Source organism: Cytobacillus oceanisediminis 2691, from assembly GCF_000294775.2.
In the GTDB taxonomy this organism is placed as follows: Bacteria; Bacillota; Bacilli; order Bacillales; family Cytobacillaceae; genus Cytobacillus; species Cytobacillus pseudoceanisediminis.
The window spans coordinates 1,714,539-1,733,534 of record NZ_CP015506.1; the positions used below are offsets into that span (position 1 = coordinate 1,714,539).

17 protein-coding genes are annotated in these 18,996 nt (G+C 39.9%); 11 read left to right on the forward strand and 6 right to left on the reverse strand.

What is annotated here, in order from left to right:
- The first annotated feature begins 55 nt into the window (after window positions 1–55).
- From A361_RS08755 to A361_RS08765, 3 genes are all read left to right on the forward strand, one after another.
- Complete coding sequence (locus A361_RS08755) at window positions 56–1,810, forward strand: ABC transporter ATP-binding protein (protein WP_019381670.1); 1,755 nt, start codon at window positions 56–58, stop codon at window positions 1,808–1,810.
- Window positions 1,811–1,821: 11 nt separating this feature from the next.
- The gene (locus A361_RS08760) at window positions 1,822–3,645 is read left to right on the forward strand and encodes an ABC transporter ATP-binding protein (RefSeq protein ID WP_009330989.1); all 1,824 of its coding nucleotides are present in this window, start codon (window positions 1,822–1,824) and stop codon (window positions 3,643–3,645) included.
- Between the two features lie 133 nt (window positions 3,646–3,778).
- Entirely contained in the window at window positions 3,779–4,438 is a 660-nt protein-coding gene (locus tag A361_RS08765; RefSeq protein WP_009330988.1) for a potassium channel family protein, read from the forward strand.
- 91 nt (window positions 4,439–4,529) lie between these two features.
- On the opposite strand, the gene rnjA is transcribed toward A361_RS08765, so the two are convergent.
- Window positions 4,530–6,197, reverse strand: a complete 1,668-nt coding sequence (gene rnjA / locus A361_RS08770; RefSeq protein WP_009330987.1) for a ribonuclease J1 — start codon at window positions 6,195–6,197, stop codon at window positions 4,530–4,532.
- Between the two features lie 3 nt (window positions 6,198–6,200).
- On the reverse strand, window positions 6,201–6,413 hold the full coding sequence (locus A361_RS08775) for a DNA-dependent RNA polymerase subunit epsilon (protein WP_009330986.1): 213 nt from the start codon (window positions 6,411–6,413) through the stop codon (window positions 6,201–6,203).
- A 614-nt stretch (window positions 6,414–7,027) separates the two neighbouring features.
- Between A361_RS08775 and A361_RS08780 the strand changes: the two genes are divergently transcribed.
- Entirely contained in the window at window positions 7,028–7,804 is a 777-nt protein-coding gene (locus tag A361_RS08780) for a Cof-type HAD-IIB family hydrolase (protein ID WP_009330985.1), read from the forward strand.
- A gap of 67 nt (window positions 7,805–7,871) precedes the next feature.
- Here the strand turns inward: A361_RS08780 and def are convergent, their stop codons facing one another.
- Together def and A361_RS29345 are read right to left on the reverse strand one after the other, a co-directional pair.
- Window positions 7,872–8,423 (reverse strand): peptide deformylase, encoded by a 552-nt coding sequence (gene def / locus A361_RS08785; RefSeq protein WP_009330984.1) that lies wholly within the window; start codon window positions 8,421–8,423, stop codon window positions 7,872–7,874.
- Window positions 8,424–8,593: 170 nt separating this feature from the next.
- Window positions 8,594–8,728: a YjcZ family sporulation protein gene (locus A361_RS29345; RefSeq protein WP_019381671.1), complete on the reverse strand. Its 135-nt coding sequence runs from the start codon at window positions 8,726–8,728 to the stop codon at window positions 8,594–8,596.
- Between the two features lie 264 nt (window positions 8,729–8,992).
- Between A361_RS29345 and A361_RS08790 the strand changes: the two genes are divergently transcribed.
- The 5 genes from A361_RS08790 (at window position 8,993) to lpdA (ending at window position 15,209) form a co-directional block, all read left to right on the forward strand.
- Window positions 8,993–9,661, forward strand: a complete 669-nt coding sequence (locus tag A361_RS08790; RefSeq protein WP_019381672.1) for a YkyA family protein — start codon at window positions 8,993–8,995, stop codon at window positions 9,659–9,661.
- A gap of 601 nt (window positions 9,662–10,262) precedes the next feature.
- Window positions 10,263–11,378: a pyruvate dehydrogenase (acetyl-transferring) E1 component subunit alpha gene (pdhA, locus tag A361_RS08795; RefSeq protein ID WP_009330982.1), complete on the forward strand. Its 1,116-nt coding sequence runs from the start codon at window positions 10,263–10,265 to the stop codon at window positions 11,376–11,378.
- 3 nt (window positions 11,379–11,381) lie between these two features.
- The gene (locus A361_RS08800; RefSeq protein WP_009330981.1) at window positions 11,382–12,359 is read left to right on the forward strand and encodes an alpha-ketoacid dehydrogenase subunit beta; all 978 of its coding nucleotides are present in this window, start codon (window positions 11,382–11,384) and stop codon (window positions 12,357–12,359) included.
- An 87-nt stretch (window positions 12,360–12,446) separates the two neighbouring features.
- Window positions 12,447–13,793: a dihydrolipoamide acetyltransferase family protein gene (locus A361_RS08805; RefSeq protein WP_009330980.1), complete on the forward strand. Its 1,347-nt coding sequence runs from the start codon at window positions 12,447–12,449 to the stop codon at window positions 13,791–13,793.
- Between the two features lie 6 nt (window positions 13,794–13,799).
- The gene (lpdA, locus tag A361_RS08810; RefSeq protein WP_009330979.1) at window positions 13,800–15,209 is read left to right on the forward strand and encodes a dihydrolipoyl dehydrogenase; all 1,410 of its coding nucleotides are present in this window, start codon (window positions 13,800–13,802) and stop codon (window positions 15,207–15,209) included.
- Window positions 15,210–15,256: 47 nt separating this feature from the next.
- Here the strand turns inward: lpdA and A361_RS08815 are convergent, their stop codons facing one another.
- Window positions 15,257–15,643: a hypothetical protein gene (locus A361_RS08815; protein WP_009330978.1), complete on the reverse strand. Its 387-nt coding sequence runs from the start codon at window positions 15,641–15,643 to the stop codon at window positions 15,257–15,259.
- Window positions 15,644–15,931: 288 nt separating this feature from the next.
- Here A361_RS08815 and A361_RS08820 point away from each other — a divergent pair, with 288 nt between their 5' ends.
- On the forward strand, window positions 15,932–16,177 hold the full coding sequence (locus tag A361_RS08820; RefSeq protein WP_009330977.1) for a hypothetical protein: 246 nt from the start codon (window positions 15,932–15,934) through the stop codon (window positions 16,175–16,177).
- A 50-nt stretch (window positions 16,178–16,227) separates the two neighbouring features.
- Here the strand turns inward: A361_RS08820 and A361_RS08825 are convergent, their stop codons facing one another.
- Window positions 16,228–17,754 (reverse strand): glycine betaine uptake BCCT transporter, encoded by a 1,527-nt coding sequence (locus A361_RS08825; RefSeq protein ID WP_019381674.1) that lies wholly within the window; start codon window positions 17,752–17,754, stop codon window positions 16,228–16,230.
- Between the two features lie 371 nt (window positions 17,755–18,125).
- Between A361_RS08825 and A361_RS08830 the strand changes: the two genes are divergently transcribed.
- Entirely contained in the window at window positions 18,126–18,983 is an 858-nt protein-coding gene (locus A361_RS08830; protein ID WP_019381675.1) for a polysaccharide deacetylase family protein, read from the forward strand.
- The last annotated feature ends 13 nt before the right edge of the window (window positions 18,984–18,996 follow it).

Genomic DNA, 18,996 nt, shown 5'->3' on the forward strand with positions numbered 1-18,996 from the left:
TTAATATTACGTTCTAACTTTTCTAATTTTTCCGCAAATTAAAGGGGGCATGCAGATGGAAACATTTAAAAAGTTAAAGCAATATTACTGGCCATATAAACATTACTTTCTCTGGTCCATATTCTTTCTGTTTATTGTGACAGCGATTACGGTTGTGTATCCAATGATCCTTCAGCTGACAATTGATGAGGTTGTCATTGGGGGAAATTATGGGTGGATACCTTATTTGGCTTTAGGCTTCATTGCCATAATGGGTGTAAAAGGGGCAGCGACATATATCCATCAGTACACTGGTGATTTGTTTGGGATCACATCGGTCTATAAACTTAGAAATGTACTTTATGAAAAGCTGCAGTTCTTGCCGTTTCGATATTATGACAATGCAAAAACAGGCGATTTAATGTCTCGGCTTACTGCTGATGTTGAGGGGTTCCGTTTTTTTCTTTCATTCGGATTTTCTGAACTCATACGTTTTGTTTTACTGATCTTTATCAGTGTTTCGGTCATGTTTTATTATTCTATTCCACTGGCGATTGTCACTCTTATTACGCTGCCTTTTCTTGCGGTAGTCACCTTTAAATTCGATAAAGCTGTGCATCCGGCATTCCGGAGCATCCGCAAATCATTCGGACGGCTGAATACAAAAGTTCAGGAGAATATAAGCGGAATTAATACAGTGAAGTCATTATCACGGGAAGATTTTGAGATAAATAAATTCAATGACTCTAACAGTGACTATAAAGATAAATATCTCTTTACATCGGATATTTGGGCTAAGTATTTTCCTTTAATGGAGTTTCTGGGCAATTTAAGTGTTGTATTGCTCCTGGCTTACGGAGGTTATCTTGTTATGGCTGGCAGTCTGAAGCCAGGGGAGCTTGTCGCTTTTTACAGCCTTCTCTGGTATATTATGTGGCCTATTATGAACCTTGGATTCATCGTTAATCTCTTTTCTCAGTCCAAAGCTTCCGGAGAGCGGCTTATTGAGATCCTTGAGGCAGATAATGAAATTGAGGATATAGAATCATGTGTTAAAGCAGAACGTTTGCTGGGTGAGGTGGAATTTCGCAATGTTACGCTGAAATATACCCAGGATGATAATGACGCTTTATCCAACATCTCTTTTCATGCTGAGCCAGGAAAGGTAATTGGGTTAATAGGCTCGACAGGATCAGGAAAAACGAGCTTAACACAGCTTATGACAAGATTTTATGAGCCAGTTGAAGGTCATGTGATTATAGATGGTGTAAATGTGCAGGAATACTCTCTTCAATCTCTGAGAAGAAATATCGGCTTTGTTCTCCAGGAATCCTTTTTGTTTTCTTCTTCGATTAAAGCAAATATTGCATTCGGAAAGCCTGAATCCACTATGGAGGAAATCATTGAAGCTGCCAAACGTGCACAGGCACATGAATTTATCATGGAGCTTCCTGATCAATACGATACCGTTCTTGGCGAAAGGGGCATGGGGCTTTCAGGCGGCCAGAAGCAAAGGATTGCGATAGCAAGGGCCATCTGTGCAGATCCCAGTATTTTAGTATTGGATGATGCAACAAGTGCTGTGGATATGGAAACAGAATTCAGAATACAAAAAGCCTTGAAAGAAGTAATGGCTGATCGAACTACCTTTATCATTGCCCACCGGATTTCTTCCCTGAAGCATGCAGATGAAATACTTGTACTAGAGAACGGGAGAGTGGCAGAACGGGGAACACATGAAAAGCTTCTTAAAAATAATGGCCCATATCAGCGGATTTACGATATTCAATATCAGGACCGCGATAAGGTTCTCCAATCAAATGCAGGCTAGGAGGTGCCTCCTTGAAAAAAAATAAAACAAAAAATGAAAATGTGTTAAATAGATTTCAATACTCAGCCGACGAAATTATTGAGAAGCCTTTTAACTGGAAGCAAATGCTGCGCTTATTCAGTTATATGGAGCCATACAGAAAAAATTTACTTCCGCTCTCAATTATTATGGTATTAATAAATACAGCAGTCAGGCTTATAATTCCCATCTTAATCGGTGTGTATACGTTAGATAAAGCTTTGATTGAAAAGGACGGCAGGCTGCTCGCCATTCTGGTTTCAGTGATTGCAGTACTCTATACCATTTCATATGCTGCAAACTATTACAGGATAAAATGGATGAATAAGCTTGGCCAAAGTGTAATTTATGATCTTCGGAAACATTTATTTACACACGTACAGACGCTTTCGCATCGTTTTTTTGATCAGCGTTCAGCAGGATCCATACTGGTAAGGATTATGAATGACATAAATTCGCTTCAGGAGCTGTTTACCAATGGGGTCATAAATCTGCTGATGGATCTGATTATGCTGGCAGGGATTTTTATTATTTTATTTACACTAAGCCCAGAACTGACTCTGGCAATCATGGTCATTTTGCCCATCATGTTTTTTATCTCGACCAGCTTGCGCAGAAATATCCGCAGATCGTGGCAAACGGTCCGGTTAAAACAATCCAAATTGAATTCTCACTTAAATGAAAGCATTCAGGGGATAAGGATTACCCAGTCTTTTACACAGGAAAAAGAGAATATGGCATTCTTTGATGGTGTGAATACTGAGAACTTTGAAAGCTGGAGAAATGCATCTCAGAAAAATGCAATGTTCAGGCCGCTGGTTGAATTGACCAATGCCCTGGGTACCGCTGTACTGATTTGGTTTGGGGCACATCTGATTCAGGATGGGTCAATCTCAATCGGTGTATTTGTTTCTTTTGCCTTTTATTTAGGGATGTTCTGGGAGCCTATTTCCCGTCTTGGAATGGTTTATAACCAGCTTCTCATGGGAATGGCTTCCTCTGAACGAATCTTTGAGTTTCTTGATGAGAAACCAATTGTATCAGAAAGGAACGATGCATTTCATTTACAGGAGATAAAAGGGAAGATTGAATTTGAGAATGTCACATTTTCCTATGATGAAAAAAGAACAGCCTTAAATGGGGTTTGCCTTGAGATAAAAGCAGGGCAAACCGCGGCGCTTGTGGGGCATACAGGATCAGGTAAAACGACCATAGCAAATTTAATCAGCCGCTTTTATGATCCTTCGGGAGGTTCTGTAAAAATAGATGGCTATGACCTGAAGGATGTATCTTTATCAAGTTTGCGCAAGCAAATCAGTGTGGTGCTGCAGGACACTTTCATATTTTCCGGAACAATCTATGATAACATCCGTTTTGGCAGACCTGATGCAACTGATGAAGAAGTAGTGGAAGCAGCCAAAGCCGTTGGTGCACATGGGTTTATTGCAAAACTTTCAAAGGGATACGAGACTGAAGTGGAGGAAAGAGGAAATATATTATCGGTGGGTGAGAGGCAACTCCTCTCCTTTGCCCGTGCTTTACTTGCAGACCCTCGTATTCTTATACTAGATGAAGCTACTGCCAGTATTGACACTGAGACAGAGGTCAAAATCCAGCAGGCTTTAAAAACACTCTTAAAGGGAAGAACGGCAATTATTATTGCCCATAGGCTATCCACAATCCGTGAATCCGATCAAATCTTTGTGCTTGATCATGGAAATATTTTAGAAAAAGGAAATCATGAAGAATTAATGAATGCAAAAGGTGAATATTATCATTTGGTAAAAGCACAATTCAATATGCTTGATGCAATGTGAATGAACAAAAAAACCTCCGAGCGTCCGAGCGGAGGTTTTATTTTATCAGGAAGGAATATCTAATAGCTATACTTCTGTTTATGCTAATATGGTATTATTGTCTATATTGCTAACTATTCTGGGGGAAGATAGGATGAAGAAAGAATTTGCTGTTATCGGACTTGGACGTTTTGGAGGAAGCATCTGCCATGCTCTGGCTGAAGAAGGAATGGAAGTAATGGCGATTGATGTAAATGAAGACCGGGTGAACGAATTCGCGAAAATCGCTTCACACGCAGTGGTTGGCGATACCACGGATGAATCCGTTATCAAGAGTTTGGGAATACGCAATTTTGACCATGTTATCGTAGCAATTGGCGATAATATTCAAGCCTCCATCCTGACGACTTTAATTTTAAAAGAGGTAGGAGTTAAAAAAATTACGGTTAAAGCTCAAAATGATTATCATGCAAAGGTATTGAGGAAAATAGGGGCAGATCATGTTGTTCATCCTGAACGGGATATGGGCAGAAGAATAGCCCATAGTATCGTTTCAAATAATGTTCTGGATTATCTGGAACTATCAGATGAGCATAGCATAGTAGAAATTGTTGCTAATGAAAAACTTGCTGGCCATAGCATTATTGATCTTGATATCCGTGCAAAGTACGGAATCAACATTGTTGCCATCAAAAGAAAAAATGAAATTATTGTGTCTCCGCAGGCGAATGAAAAAATACAATTTGACGACATCCTTATAGTTATTGGAGCAGACGTAGATATCAACCGTTTTGAAAAGAAAGTGATGTCTTAATTTGAAAAAGGCTGTATCTCTTACTAGAGAGATACAGCCTTTTTTTCTTATACTAAATACATTATAGATTCACACGAGCCCATGAAGGTTATTAAACTTCCATGATAATCGGTAAAATCATTGGACGGCGCTTTGTTTTTTCATAAAGGAAGGGTGCAAGTGTGTCAGTGATTTCATTCTTGATTTCTGACCATTGAGTTGTTCTGCGTTCCATAACTTTGCTTAAGTGTTTTGTAATGAGTGCCTGTGCATCATTGATTAAATCTCCGGATTCCCTCATGTAGACGAATCCGCGGGAAATTAAGTCAGGGCCAGCAGCAATTTTGAAATCCTTCATATTGATGCTCACTACGACAACCACTAAACCTTCTTCAGATAGAATGCGGCGGTCCCGTAAAACGATATTTCCGATATCACCAATTCCGCTTCCGTCAATATAAACAGAACCAGACGGTATTTTACCTGCTACTTGAGCAGAATCTTCGCTCAGGGCCAGGACTTCACCATTATCCATGATGAAGCAGTTTTCTTCATCTACTCCACAATCCACAGCTAATTTGGCATGCATTTTCTGCATTCTGTATTCACCATGAATCGGCATGAAGAATTTCGGCTTAATTAAACGAAGCATTAGTTTTTGTTCTTCCTGGCCGCCATGACCGGATGTATGAATATCGCTTAATTTGCCATAAATGACTTCTGCACCTGCACGGGAAAGTCTGTCAATAGTTCTGCTGACACTAATTGTGTTCCCGGGAATGGGTGAGGAAGAGAATACAACAGTGTCGCCAGGAATGATTTGGATCTGGCGATGCGTTCCGTTAGCAATTCTTGATAGGGCTGCCATTGGCTCTCCCTGGCTTCCTGTACATAGGATTGTCACCTGGTTGGCTGGAAGTCTATTAATTTGATGCGCATCAATAAAGGTGTCTTTTGGTGCCTGAATATAACCCAATTCCTGTCCGATATTTATAGCTGCTTCCATGCTTCTTCCAAAAACTGCAATCTTTCGGCCATTCGTGACGGCCGCTTCAGTCACCTGCTGAAGACGGTGAATATTAGAAGCGAAAGTGGCAAAGATAATCCGTCCTTCAACTTTGCGGAAGATGTCATGTATGCTGTCGCCAACTCGGCGTTCAGACATGGTGAATTCAGGTATTTCACTGTTTGTGCTGTCAGAAAGCAGACAAAGGACGCCTTCCTTTCCGATTTCAGCCATTTTTGTCAAGTTGGCCGGCTCTCCCACAGGAGTGAAGTCGAATTTGAAGTCCCCAGTGTGAACAACTTGTCCAGGCGGCGTTTTAACAACGATGCCATATGAATCAGGGATACTGTGAGTCGTCCGGAAAAAAGTCACAGAAGTTTTCCGGAACTTAATGATATCGTCTTCCTTGATTTCATGAAGAGTGGTTTGTCTCAAGAGTCCGTGTTCTTCAAGTTTGTTTCTTAGTAGGCCAAGGGCCAGCTTTCCGCCGTAGACAGGGATGTTAACTTCTCTTAGGAGATATGGAATTCCACCGATATGGTCTTCGTGCCCATGAGTGATAAATAATCCCTTAATCTTATCTTCATTTTTCACTAAGTAAGTGTAATCAGGAATAACATAATCGATTCCAAGTAGCTCGTCCTCAGGGAATTTAATTCCAGCATCAATCAGGATAATTTCATCCTGGAATTGGACAGCGTAAGTATTTTTTCCGATTTCACCCAGTCCGCCCAGGGCAAAAACGGCTGTTTGATCATTTTTAACAAATTTCATAAATTACTCAATCTCCAATACTTTAAAGTCTTCATTTTGTCTTTCGTATTCCAGGAATTCTCCTTGGACAGATGTTACAAATTCAATATTATAGTTGCGGTCAGCCAGCTTTAAGCGAACGTCTCTCTCAGAATCGCCTTCCACAAAAATGGTTTTTGTTTTTTCTCTAACCGGTACCTCTGTCTTAGAATCCTGATAATATACCTTGAAAATCATTTCTATCTCTCCTTAATCCGATAAAAAACTTTTATCTAATATATAAAATAATAACATGTATTACATGTTTTTTCCTGCCGGATATGAATAATAAATTCTTCTCAGTGCTAATATGCTCCCGAATCTATGTAAAAAAGTATACTGATAACCAATTTACAATAAGGAAGGAGCCCTTCGCAAGTTTGAAGGGCTCAAATTTGTCAGGCAATTGATTTTTTTCGAAGCATTTCATTCCACTGTTTTAAAAGCTTCTTTCTCAGCTTCTTTAACATAGTGGATCAACTCCTTACTTTCTATTTTAAACGATCCTTGTCCAAAGTAAAGGCAGCAAGGACGTTTTAAACAGATTTTTGTAAATAATGAGGTCTCTTTTAATAACTGTCTAGCGCAGGGAGCCTACCGCCTTGAGTTGTCAAGGGGCGGGGCAGGCGCATCTGCTTTTCTTAATTATATTATATGGTAAAATAGTTAAATCTCTCATGGGTAAAAATGGAAATGTTGTCTGTTAATAGCATGGAAATTGACTTTTTAACTTTATGGGTTTAGTGTTTTATTACGATAAATCATGTCATAGCAGCCAGTAAAAAAACGCTTGAAAGGAAGTTAATTTTAAAATGAAAAAGATTGTTTTCTTTGATATAGATGGGACCTTATTGGATCACGATAAAAACTTGCCGGACAGTACGAGAGAGGCAATCGGCAAGCTGAAAAAGAACGGAACTTTCGTGGCAATTGCCACTGGCAGGGCGCCTTTCATGTTTGAAAGTCTTCGCAGAGAACTTGATATTGATTCATTTGTCAGCTTTAATGGCCAATATGTAGTATTCGAAAACGAACCCATTTATCGTAATCCTCTTAAATCATCTGAGATTGAAAAGCTATATCTTCATGCACAGTCAAATGGGCATCCATTGGTGTTTATGAATGAGAAAACGATGAAATCCACAGTACACCACCATGCATTTATTGAAAAAAGCATGGGCAGCTTAAAGTTTCCGCATCCTGAGGAAGATCGTGAGTTTTACAGCGGAAGGGAATTGTATCAATCGCTCCTGTTCTGCGAGGAAAAAGATGAGGAAAAGTATATTTCTTCTTCTATATATCCTGATTTTGGCTTTATCAGATGGCATCCATACTCTGTTGATGTTTTGCCTGCAGGCGGTTCTAAAGCTGAGGGAATAAAACAAATGATTAAAAGGCTTGGGTTTGATTTGAAGGATGTATACGCGTTTGGAGATGGACTAAATGATATAGAGATGCTAAACGCTGTAGGAACCGGAATAGCAATGGGCAACGCAGAAGATGTGGTTAAGAAGGCTGCAGACCATGTAACCTCCGGTGTTGACGATGAAGGAATTTGGAAGGGGCTAAAGGAACATCAATTAATATAGGAAATGAAGGAAAGCATCCGAGTAATTAGCTGGAGGCTTTCCTTTTGTCATGCTATGGATCAGCAAGCTACCGCTCTATAGCAATTGCATTTTCAATTGGATGAAACGGATTTTGTTTATTAATGTGATCGTAAAACATGATTCCGTTCAGATGATCAATTTCGTGCTGAAATACAATGGCTGGCAGCCCTTTGAGCTTGAGTTTTACTTCATTGCCCTGCAAATCAGTACCTTTTACTGTCACTTTTGCATATCTGGGTACAAAACCGGGTATGGATTCATCAACAGATAAACAGCCTTCTCCTTCAGCCAGATAAGAAAGCTGCACAGAATGACTAATGATCTTAGGGTTGAAGAGAGCATAACTGTATAGATCCTGGTTATAGGTTACATGAACAGCGATCATCCGCCTGGAAACATTAATTTGAGGAGCAGCTAAACCAATGCCTGCCCTTAAGCCATATTTTGCAGAAAGCTCTGGATCCTGGCTGTTTTTTACATATTCCATCATTTCTTTTAAGATTTGTATTTCTTCTGCAGATGGTGGCATGTTCACTTCCGCGGCAATTTTCCTTAAAGTTGGGTGGCCGTCGCGAATAATATCTTTCATGCTCAGCATGATTATCACTCCCGCTAAGTAATAAAGAATAGAAAAATGGCTAAATTATTGGCAAGAAGATCAAATGACATAGCCAAAAAAAACCATGAGTCTATTTAATTATATTCAGTCTATCAGAGCGGGGCAAAAAAGTTAATAAGAGAAGGCGCCTTTGGCACCTTCCCAAATAATTAAAACTTCCAGCAAGCGCAGCCAACTATGATTAAGAGAATGAATAATACTACTATTAACGCAAAACCTCTGCCGCAGCCGGCTCCTGCTACTGGATATCCGCATCCAAAACCGTAACCGCCATATCCGTACATGAAGGATAACCTCCCTAAAGTAAGATTATCGTCCATTTTTTTGAATTGCCGCATCGGACGATTAATATAGCCTATGTTTTTAATGATGTTTGGTGTAGGCCTATGCCCAAGTCATAAAGGAAAAATGGAGTGAATAGATTTAAATTATACTTGTAATGAGGACAAGCTTCTGCAATGATGCGAAGAGTGTCAAACCAAAGGGCTATTGTCAAACCGGGCAGGTACCTTTATAGTTAAAAATGTTATAAGTAAGGAGGTTTCAAGGTGTTGATTTTGAACAAAAGTAGACTGCTGCTTGTTTTTATCATAGGGGCTTTCATCCTCACAGGCTGTATGAACAGTCCGGATCCCGAGGAAAAAATATATGATGTGCTGGAGAGTGTTGTAGCTAAAGAAAAGGATTTTGAAAAGCAGCAGGAACCGCTCGTGAAGCTGGAGAAAAGAGAAAAGGAATTATACGATAAAATTATCAACCTGGGAATGAAGGATTTCGAGGAAATTAAAAAGCTGTCTGATGAAGCTTCCGCCATTGTGGATCAGCGGGTAGCTCACATGGAGAAAGAGCAGGAAAGCATCCAGGCGTCGAAAAAAGAATTTGAGACATTATCTCCGACCATAGAGGAGATAGAGGATCAAAAATTGAAAGATAAAGCTAAAGAGCTGTATGAGATCATGATGGAAAGGTATAAAATCCATGATGCTCTTTACAAGGATTATTCTAAAGCGACTCAATTAGATGAAGAGTTGTATGCCATGTTTAAAAAGGAGGATCTTACTCTAGAACAGCTGGAAGGCCAAGTGAGCAAAATAAATGATATGTATGAAAAGATACTGGCTTCAAATAAACAGTTCAATGAAAAAACAAAAGAGTATAACGAAGCCAAACTGGATTTCTATAAAGAAGCAGGACTTGAAATAAAAACAGAAGGATAATATTAATGCCGGCATATTAATGCCCGGCATTTTTTTGCTTTTGCTATTCTTAAAAGCAATTGAATGAGAGGAAATGCCGCTCGGGATGAATCCGCTTTATTTTGAGGGCGGTACTTTTTATTTTAAAATAATGACGGGAGGGTTTTCTTTACTATAACACATCGAAATATAATAGTTTTTTATAGTACAGATGCGATTCAGTCGATAATACAGTTTTGATTATCAATAAAAAATATAAAAAGTATGGAAACTGTGAAAAACAAAAAGCAAGGTAATTGACTAAGGTCTTGGAGGTGTATTAAACTAAATCTCGTAATTAATTCTGTATCAATTATGTTGCAAAATAAATTGATACAGAATATGATAGTTAAAGATGAACAGAAAGACGTTTTTTTAGAAGTGATCTGTGGAACACTATTTAAAAGTATGCATATGGCAGAAACGAATGTTCTGCTTTTTAGAGATGCTTAATAAAACATGCCGGAAAGAGAAAACTTTTTGCCTTTGGAAAGAGTATCTAATATGGCTTCGTTTTGGGTAACCTAATTTTTGTGTATAAAACTCTATAAACGTCTTTTTATGAAAGGAAAGGGTGACTGATATGGCTTCTAAAACAAAGAAGGCACAATTCGATGCTAAAAAACAGCTCGAAACAGTTGAAGAACAGTTCCAAACTCTACAAATTTTAAACGAAGAAGGCAAGGTTGTTAATGAATCAGCAATGCCTGACTTAAGCGACGAGCAGCTTCAGGAATTAATGCGCCGTATGGTTTATACTCGCATTCTTGATCAGCGATCCATTTCACTTAACAGACAAGGCCGCTTGGGCTTCTATGCTCCTACTGCCGGACAGGAAGCTTCTCAGCTAGCATCTCATTTTGCATTGGAGAAAGAAGATTTCATTCTTCCAGGATATCGTGATGTTCCTCAAATCATTTGGCACGGCCTTCCGTTATACCAGGCTTTCCTATGGTCCCGCGGACACTTTGAAGGCGGAAACATCCCTGAAGGTGTAAATGTCATTTCACCTCAGATTATCATTGGAGCTCAATATATTCAGACTGCAGGGGTTGCCCTTGGAATGAAGAAGCGCGGCGAAAAGAAGGTTGCCATCACTTATACTGGAGACGGCGGTGCTTCACAAGGTGACTTCTATGAAGGCATCAACTTTGCAGGAGCATTCAAAGCACCTGCTATCTTCATTGTTCAGAATAACCGCTTTGCAATCTCTACTCCAGTAGAAAAACAATCAGCAGCAAAAACAATTGCACAAAAAGCAGTGGCTGCCGGAATTCCTGGAATTCAGGTTGATGGTATGGATCCTCTTGCTGTCTATGCAGCTGTTCGCGAAGCGCGTGAACGTGCATTGAATGGTGAAGGTCCTACACTAATCGAAACTTTGACTTACCGCTACGGACCACACACAATGGCCGGTGACGATCCAACGCGTTACCGTACTTCTGACCTGGATAATGAATGGGAAAAGAAAGATCCGCTTGTTCGTTTCCGCAAGTTCCTTGAGGATAAGGGCATCTGGAATGAAGACATGGAAAACGAAGTAATTGAACAAGCAAAAGAAGATATTAAAGAAGCTATTAAAAAGGCTGATGATACACCTAAACAAAAGGTTACTGACCTTATGAACATTATGTATGAAGAAATGCCTTATAACCTAAAAGAACAGTATGAAATATACAAAGAAAAGGAGTCGAAGTAAGCCATGGCGCAAATGACAATGATTCAGGCAATTACTGATGCTCTTCGCACAGAATTGCGCAACGATCCGAATGTATTGGTATTCGGTGAAGATGTGGGCGTAAACGGCGGCGTTTTCCGTGCTACCGAAGGCCTTCAAAAAGAGTTCGGCGAAGAGCGTGTATTTGATACACCTCTAGCTGAATCCGGAATCGGCGGTCTGGCAGTCGGTCTTGGTTTACAAGGCTACCGTCCGGTGCCTGAAATCCAATTCTTTGGATTCGTCTATGAAGTAATGGATTCTATTTCCGGCCAGCTGGCACGCATGCGTTACCGTTCCGGCGGAAGATATAATTCACCAGTTACAATCCGTTCACCATTCGGGGGAGGGGTACATACTCCTGAAATGCATGCTGACAGCCTGGAAGGCTTAATGGCTCAACAGCCTGGGCTAAAGGTTGTGATTCCGTCAACTCCTTATGATGCAAAGGGACTGCTTATCTCTGCAATTCGCGATAACGATCCTGTTATCTTCCTTGAGCATATGAAATTGTACCGTTCTTTCCGTCAGGAAGTGCCTGAAGAAGAATATACAATTCCTCTTGGTAAAGCAGAAGTTAAACGTGAAGGTTCCGACCTGACTATTGTGACTTACGGAGCAATGGTTCATGAATCTCTAAAAGCGGCTGAAGAGCTTGAAAAAGAAGGAAAATCTGCAGAAGTTATCGACTTGCGTACAGTTGCTCCTATTGATATTGAAACAATTATTGCTTCTGTTGAAAAGACAGGAAGAGCAATTGTTGTTCAAGAAGCACAAAAGCAGGCTGGTATTGCAGCAAGTGTCGTTGCAGAAATCAATGATCGTGCTATTCTCAGCCTGGAAGCACCAGTTCTGCGTGTAGCTGCTCCAGATACTGTTTTTGCTTTCCCGCAAGCTGAAACTGTTTGGCTTCCAAACTATAAAGATGTTATTGAAACAGCTAAAAAAGTTCTTGAATTTTAATCGCATTTAACTGATGACACAAGGGGGGAAATATCCCCCTGACGTGTTTTATAATGAACGATCGAAATAATAGGAGGGTGAATTCCATTGGCATTCCAATTTAGATTGCCTGATATCGGTGAAGGTATCCATGAAGGTGAAATCGTCAAGTGGTTTGTAAAGCCAGGTGACGAAGTACAAGAAGATGACGTGCTTTGTGAAGTTCAAAACGATAAAGCGGTTGTTGAGATTCCTTCCCCAGTTAAAGGTAAAGTTGAAGAAATCCTTGTTGAAGAAGGTACAGTTGCAACTGTAGGTCAAGTATTGATTACTTTTGATGCTCCTGGTTATGAAGACCTTAAATTCAAGGGAGATCATGAAGATGAGGCTCCTAAAGAAGAAAAAACAGAAGCGCAAGTTCAGGCAACTGCTGAAGCTGGCCAGGATTTGAAGAAGGAAGAAGCTCCTGCTCAAGATGCACCAAAAGAAGGAGTAGTTATTTCTGAGACGGAAGTAGATCCTAATCGCCGTATTATTGCTATGCCGTCTGTTAGAAAATACGCTCGTGACAAAGGTGTAGATATTCGCCAGGTAGCTGGAAGCGGCAAAAATGGACGCATTCAGAAAGATGATATTGATGCATTCCTGAATGGCGGAGCAAAAGCTGCTGAAGCCACTGCTAAAGAAGACGCACCAAAAGCTGAAGCAAGAGAAACTGCACCTGCAGCTGCACAGGCGATTCCTGCTGGACAATATCCAGAAACTCGCGAGAAAATGAGCGGAATCCGTAAAGCAATTGCAAAAGCTATGGTAAACTCTAAGCATACAGCTCCACACGTAACATTAATGGATGAAATTGATGTTACGAAACTTGTTGCACACCGCAAGAAGTTTAAAGAAGTTGCAGCTAATAAAGGAATTAAGCTTACATTCCTTCCTTATGTGGTAAAAGCATTAACAAGTGCATTGCGTGAATTCCCAGCACTAAACACTTCAATCGATGATGCAGCAGGTGAAATCATCCATAAGCATTACTACAATATCGGTATTGCAGCGGATACTGAAAAAGGTCTTCTTGTGCCAGTTGTTAAGGATGCAGACCGCAAGTCGACATTTGCCATTTCTAATGAAATCAATGAGCTGGCTGGTAAAGCCCGTGATGGCAAGCTTGCTCCAGATGAAATGAAGGGTGCTTCATGCACAATTACAAATATTGGTTCTGCCGGCGGTCAATGGTTTACTCCGGTTATCAATCATCCAGAGGTTGCCATTCTTGGAATTGGCCGTATTGCTGAAAAGCCAGTAGTGAAGGACGGAGAAATTGTTGCTGCTCCAGTATTGGCATTGTCACTAAGCTTTGACCACAGAATTATTGATGGAGCAACTGCACAAAATGCATTAAATCACATCAAGCGTTTACTGAACGATCCAGAACTATTGTTAATGGAGGCGTAATAACAAATGGTAGTAGGAGATTTCCCAATCGAAACAGATACTATAGTCATTGGTGCGGGTCCTGGTGGATATGTTGCAGCGATTCGTGCAGCACAGCTTGGACAGAAAGTAACAATCGTAGAAAAAGCTAATATGGGCGGTGTTTGCTTAAACGTTGGATGTATTCCTTCAAAGGCTTTAATCGCAGCAGGCCACCGCTATGAAAATGCAAAGCACTCAGATGTAATGGGTATTACAGCTGAAAATGTAAAAGTTGACTTTACAAAAGTACAAGAATTTAAATCCGGTGTAGTTAATAAGCTTACTGGAGGAGTAGAAGGTCTTTTAAAGGGCAATAAAGTTGACATCGTACGCGGGGAAGCTTATTTCGTTGATGCGAATACCCTTCGTGTAATGGATGATAATTCGGCACAAACTTATACATTTAAAAATGCAATCATTGCTACAGGATCGCGTCCAATAGAATTGCCAACGTTTAAATTCTCTAAACGAGTTCTTGATTCAACAGGTGCACTGGCACTTCAAGAGATTCCAGAGAAAATCGTCGTTATTGGCGGCGGTGTTATTGGAATCGAACTTGGCGGAGCTTATGCGAATTTTGGTTCTCAAGTAACGGTTCTTGAGGGTGCGGATGATATCCTTGTCGGTTTTGAGAAGCAAATGACATCACTTGTTAAACGGAACTTAAAGAAAAAAGGCGTTGAATTCATTACGAAGGCACTTGCTAAAGGTGTTGAAGAGAATGAAAATGGAGTTACCGTTAAGTTTGAAGAAAAAGGCGAAGAGAAATCTCTTGATGCAGATTATGTATTTGTAATGGTTGGAAGACGTCCAAATACAGACGAACTGGGCTTAGAACAAGCCGGCATTAAGATGACTGAACGCGGTGTTATTGAAATCGATAAACAATGCCGTACGAATGTAAGCAATATTTATGCAATTGGTGATATTGTTGCAGGTCCTCAATTGGCTCATAAAGCTTCTTACGAAGGCAAGATTGCTGCAGAAGCAATTGCAGGCCATAACGCAGAAATTGATTACTTAGCAATCCCGGCTGTGGTATTCTCTGAACCTGAATTGGCTTCTGTAGGATATACTGAGCAGCAGGCTAAAGAAGAAGGAATCGAAGTAACGACAGCGAAGTTTCCATTCGCAGCAAATGGCCGTGCCCTTGCACTTGATTCCACTGACGGCTTTTTAAAGCTAGTGACACGCAAAGAGGATGGCCTTGTAATCGGTGCGCAAATCGCTGGTGCAAGTGCATCTGATATGATTGCTGAGCTTGGATTGGCTATTGAAGCAGGTATGACTGCAGAAGATCTTGCCATGACTATTCATGCTCATCCAACATTGGGTGAAATCACAATGGAAGCAGCAGAAGTTGCTATTGGAAGCCCAATTCACATTGTAAAATAATTAAAAAAATCCTCCCTGCCAGGGGAGGATTTTTTTGTATATGATGACTATTTTTCGTCTTTTTCATCCATTGCATCAGCAAGCGGATGAATGATCTTCTCTTTAGGTACCGTGCCATTAATTTCTACAATCACTTTATCTTGATAGACCAGCAGCATGGCAGGGCAGTTTTCTACATTATAATTGCTTATATGGCTGGATTCAGATGCTGTTATGATTTTCATATTCTTGATCAGATCCGGATAGCTTCTCTTTAATTCGATGATGGCATCATAATAGGATATTTCCTGTTCATATTGTTTTTTATCCGTGAAAAAAATGAGCTGTTTAACACTATCGTCTATCTTCAGCTCTTTTTTTACTTCCTTATGATTGCATGAAGAGGTTACAAACAAGAGTGCAGTAATTAAGATCAGCGGCAGACCTTTCATCATTTTGCCCTCACTTTATTATAAATTCCACCGTATGACATAAGATTGTTTTATCTAAAGCAGTATAGAAGTCTCGGTGATTTTCCAGTCTTCTGACAGTTGATGAGCAATTCATAATAATCTCCTAATATTTATGAGTATTTTATCATATAGTGAAAGAAAATTTTGGCTTGTCATTCAAATGTTACAGAAATGAAAAATAAGAATATCCTTTTCAACATATATTACATACACAAGTGTTTCTTCTATTAAAAAAGCGGGTAAGGATTAAAAAATTTGGTGGTGGAGTGCATGAAGATTTATACAGCTCTTTTGCTGCAGATGTTAATTTGGAGCGGATATACTTTTATTGAATGGCTGTCAAAATATGACCAGCTCATATATAAAGTCATTATGTTTTTTGTTTTTTTCTATTTGGCAATAAACATTGGAAATTGGGTAATTAAGTCTGCAAAAAAAACATTTATGGTAACTGTTATGAGCTTAAGCTTATATGCATCTTTCCATTTTGCAATGTCCTACCTGTCCCATTGGTAAAGATAAGTATAAGGATAAAAAAATCGGCACCTTTTTTAGGTGCCGATTTTTTATTTGGCTTTATCAGCTGTTTTTTTCAGGATGTCCTCTTCTTTAAACGATTTAACCAGCGATGCCACAATTAGAAGCATAATGATGGTAAAAGGGAGTGCAGCTATAATGGAAGCTCTTTGGAGAGCTTCAAGACCTCCTGTCCATAAAAGGATGGCTGCAGATGCTGATTGAATAATGCCCCAGACAAATTTCACTTTTCCCGGAGGGTTCAGGCTTCCGTTAGTCGTCTGCATGCCAAGAACAAAAGTAGCTGAGTCTGCAGAAGTAATAAAGAATGTACTGATTAAGAAAATAGCCATTGAGCTAAGAACAGTGCTGAAAGGGAAGTTATCAAACACAGTAAATAGTGCTACCTCCATTCCCTGCTGCTCGATTGTTTCAAAGATAGGCTTCGCCTCGAAGAATTCAAGGTATATACCTGTTCCTCCAAAAACAGAGAACCAAAGGGCTCCAAATAGGGTTGGAACAGCAAGCACACCAATGACGAATTCTCTTATTGTCCTTCCACGGGATATTCTTGCTATGAACGTACCGACAAATGGCGCCCAGGCAATCCACCATGCCCAATAAAAAATGGTCCAATCCTGAAACCATGTCAGCTCCTGATCAAAAGGGCTGAGCCTGAAGCTCATGGATGGAAGGTTTTGAATATAAGACCCAATTGTCGTTGTGAACAGGTCCATAATAAAGTTAGATGGACCTACAAACAGCAGAAATAATAATAAGGATATTGCTAAGATAATATTTAAGTTACTTAAATACTTTATTCCCTTGTTTAATCCGGTTTGGGCTGAAAACATAAACAAGACCGTCACAACGACAATAATAATTAATTGAGTGTTGAAATTATTACCGATACTGTCGAATATTCCAGAAAGTCCTCCGGAAATCTGAATGGCACCCAGACCTAATGATGTTGCAACTCCGAAAACAGTAGCAAAGACGGCAATAAAATCAATTAATACGCCCAGCGGCCCGTCCACTTTGCTTCCTAAAATTGGCCTCAAAATGGAGCTGATAACTCCCGGTGCTCCTTTTCTGAACTGGAAATACGCCAATGCAAGCCCAATGACAGTATAAATAGCCCATGGATGAAGACCCCAATGGAAAAAGGAGTACCTCATGGCAGCCCTGGCTGCTTCAGGTGTCTGTCCTTCGAGAAAAGGGGGGGCATAAAAGTGATACATAGGTTCCGACACTCCCCAAAAAACCAGGCCTATTCCCATCCCGGCACTAAAGAGCATGGCAAACCATGATAAATAGCTATATTCGGGCCTATCTGCATCCTTGCCCAGACGAATATTGCCGTATTTGCTGAATGCTAATAGGATAGAAAAAATTAAAAAGATAGAAGCTGATAAAAGGTAAAACCAGCCGAACTTCTCCAATATGAATCCTTGAACAGATGCTGTAACAGAATCAAGATTGCCTTTTGGCAGTATAGTCTTTGGGACAAGTCCCCATAAAATAAAAATTGCTGTGAATATGACTGAAACCGTAAATACTGGTGTCAGTTTCTTCATCAAATCCCTCCAAATCTTATTATAATGAACGTAAATAAAATAATTCCGTAAAACTCCCAATCCTAAAAATGCAGGAAAATAAGAATTCCGCATTCCTGACAGTTATAGCTTGATTTTTAAAGCATTTTGAAGCTCAGCAGGGGAGAGCAGCTTCCCGAAAAAGATCGACTATGTAAAATCTAAAGGATGTATAGATCCTCACAGAAATTCTAAATTTTACTTTTTGAATGTTCAAAACGGATCTATTTCGGGTAAAATCAGTAGGTAATGGTAAGGTGTCAAAAAGGGGGACAACTCCTTTAAAAGGCCATTTCACATACTAACACTAATTGGAGTGAGATTAAAGGGATATGCACTGTAGGGGGGGCAATATGAAAATAACGGGGCTTATCATAGGTGTTTTTTTTCTAATGATTTTGGCTTCTTGCACGGATCTTACTGCGGTTGAAAAGCCATCAGAATTGGAAAAAGAAGAGTATAAGCAAGAAGAAAATAATTCGGATGACCATTCCAAAGTTCATGAATCAAAATTGCAGAAGAACAAGGGAGATGACGAAAGAGAGCCTAAAGAAGAGGCAGTATCCTTATCAGAGCCGCAATACAAGATAAATGCAAGTAATTGGACAGTAGAACCAATGAATCATGCAAACTCAAAGGTTGTATTACTGACTATTGACGATGCTCCAGATAAAAATGCATTGGAGATGGCCAGGATCTTAAAAAAACTTTCAGCACCTGCAATCTTCTTTGTTAATGGACACTTCATTGATACTCCGGAAGAAGCAGAAGTTTTGAAGGCAATTCACGAACTTGGTTTTGCTATCGGTAATCACACATACAGCCACTACAACTTAAAAACCTTATCCGAGGCACAGCAATATAATGAGATTGTTAGTCTTAATGATCGAGTAGAAGAGATTATCGGAGAGAGGCCAAAATTCTTCCGGGCACCATTTGGATCCATTTCAGACTACAGCCGAAAGGTTGCTAAGGATGAAAACATGATTCTCATGAATTGGACATACGGATATGACTGGGAAAAGGAATATCAATCAAAAGAAGCTTTGGCAGATATAATGATTAATTCACCCTTTTTAGTGAATGGTGCAAACTTATTGATGCATGATAGGCAATGGACAAAAGAAGCATTAGAGGATATTGTGAAAGGGTTGCGGAATAAAGGATTTACACCTGTCGATCCTGCTCAGATCAGCCAGGAAATAGAATGAGAACAGCAGCTGC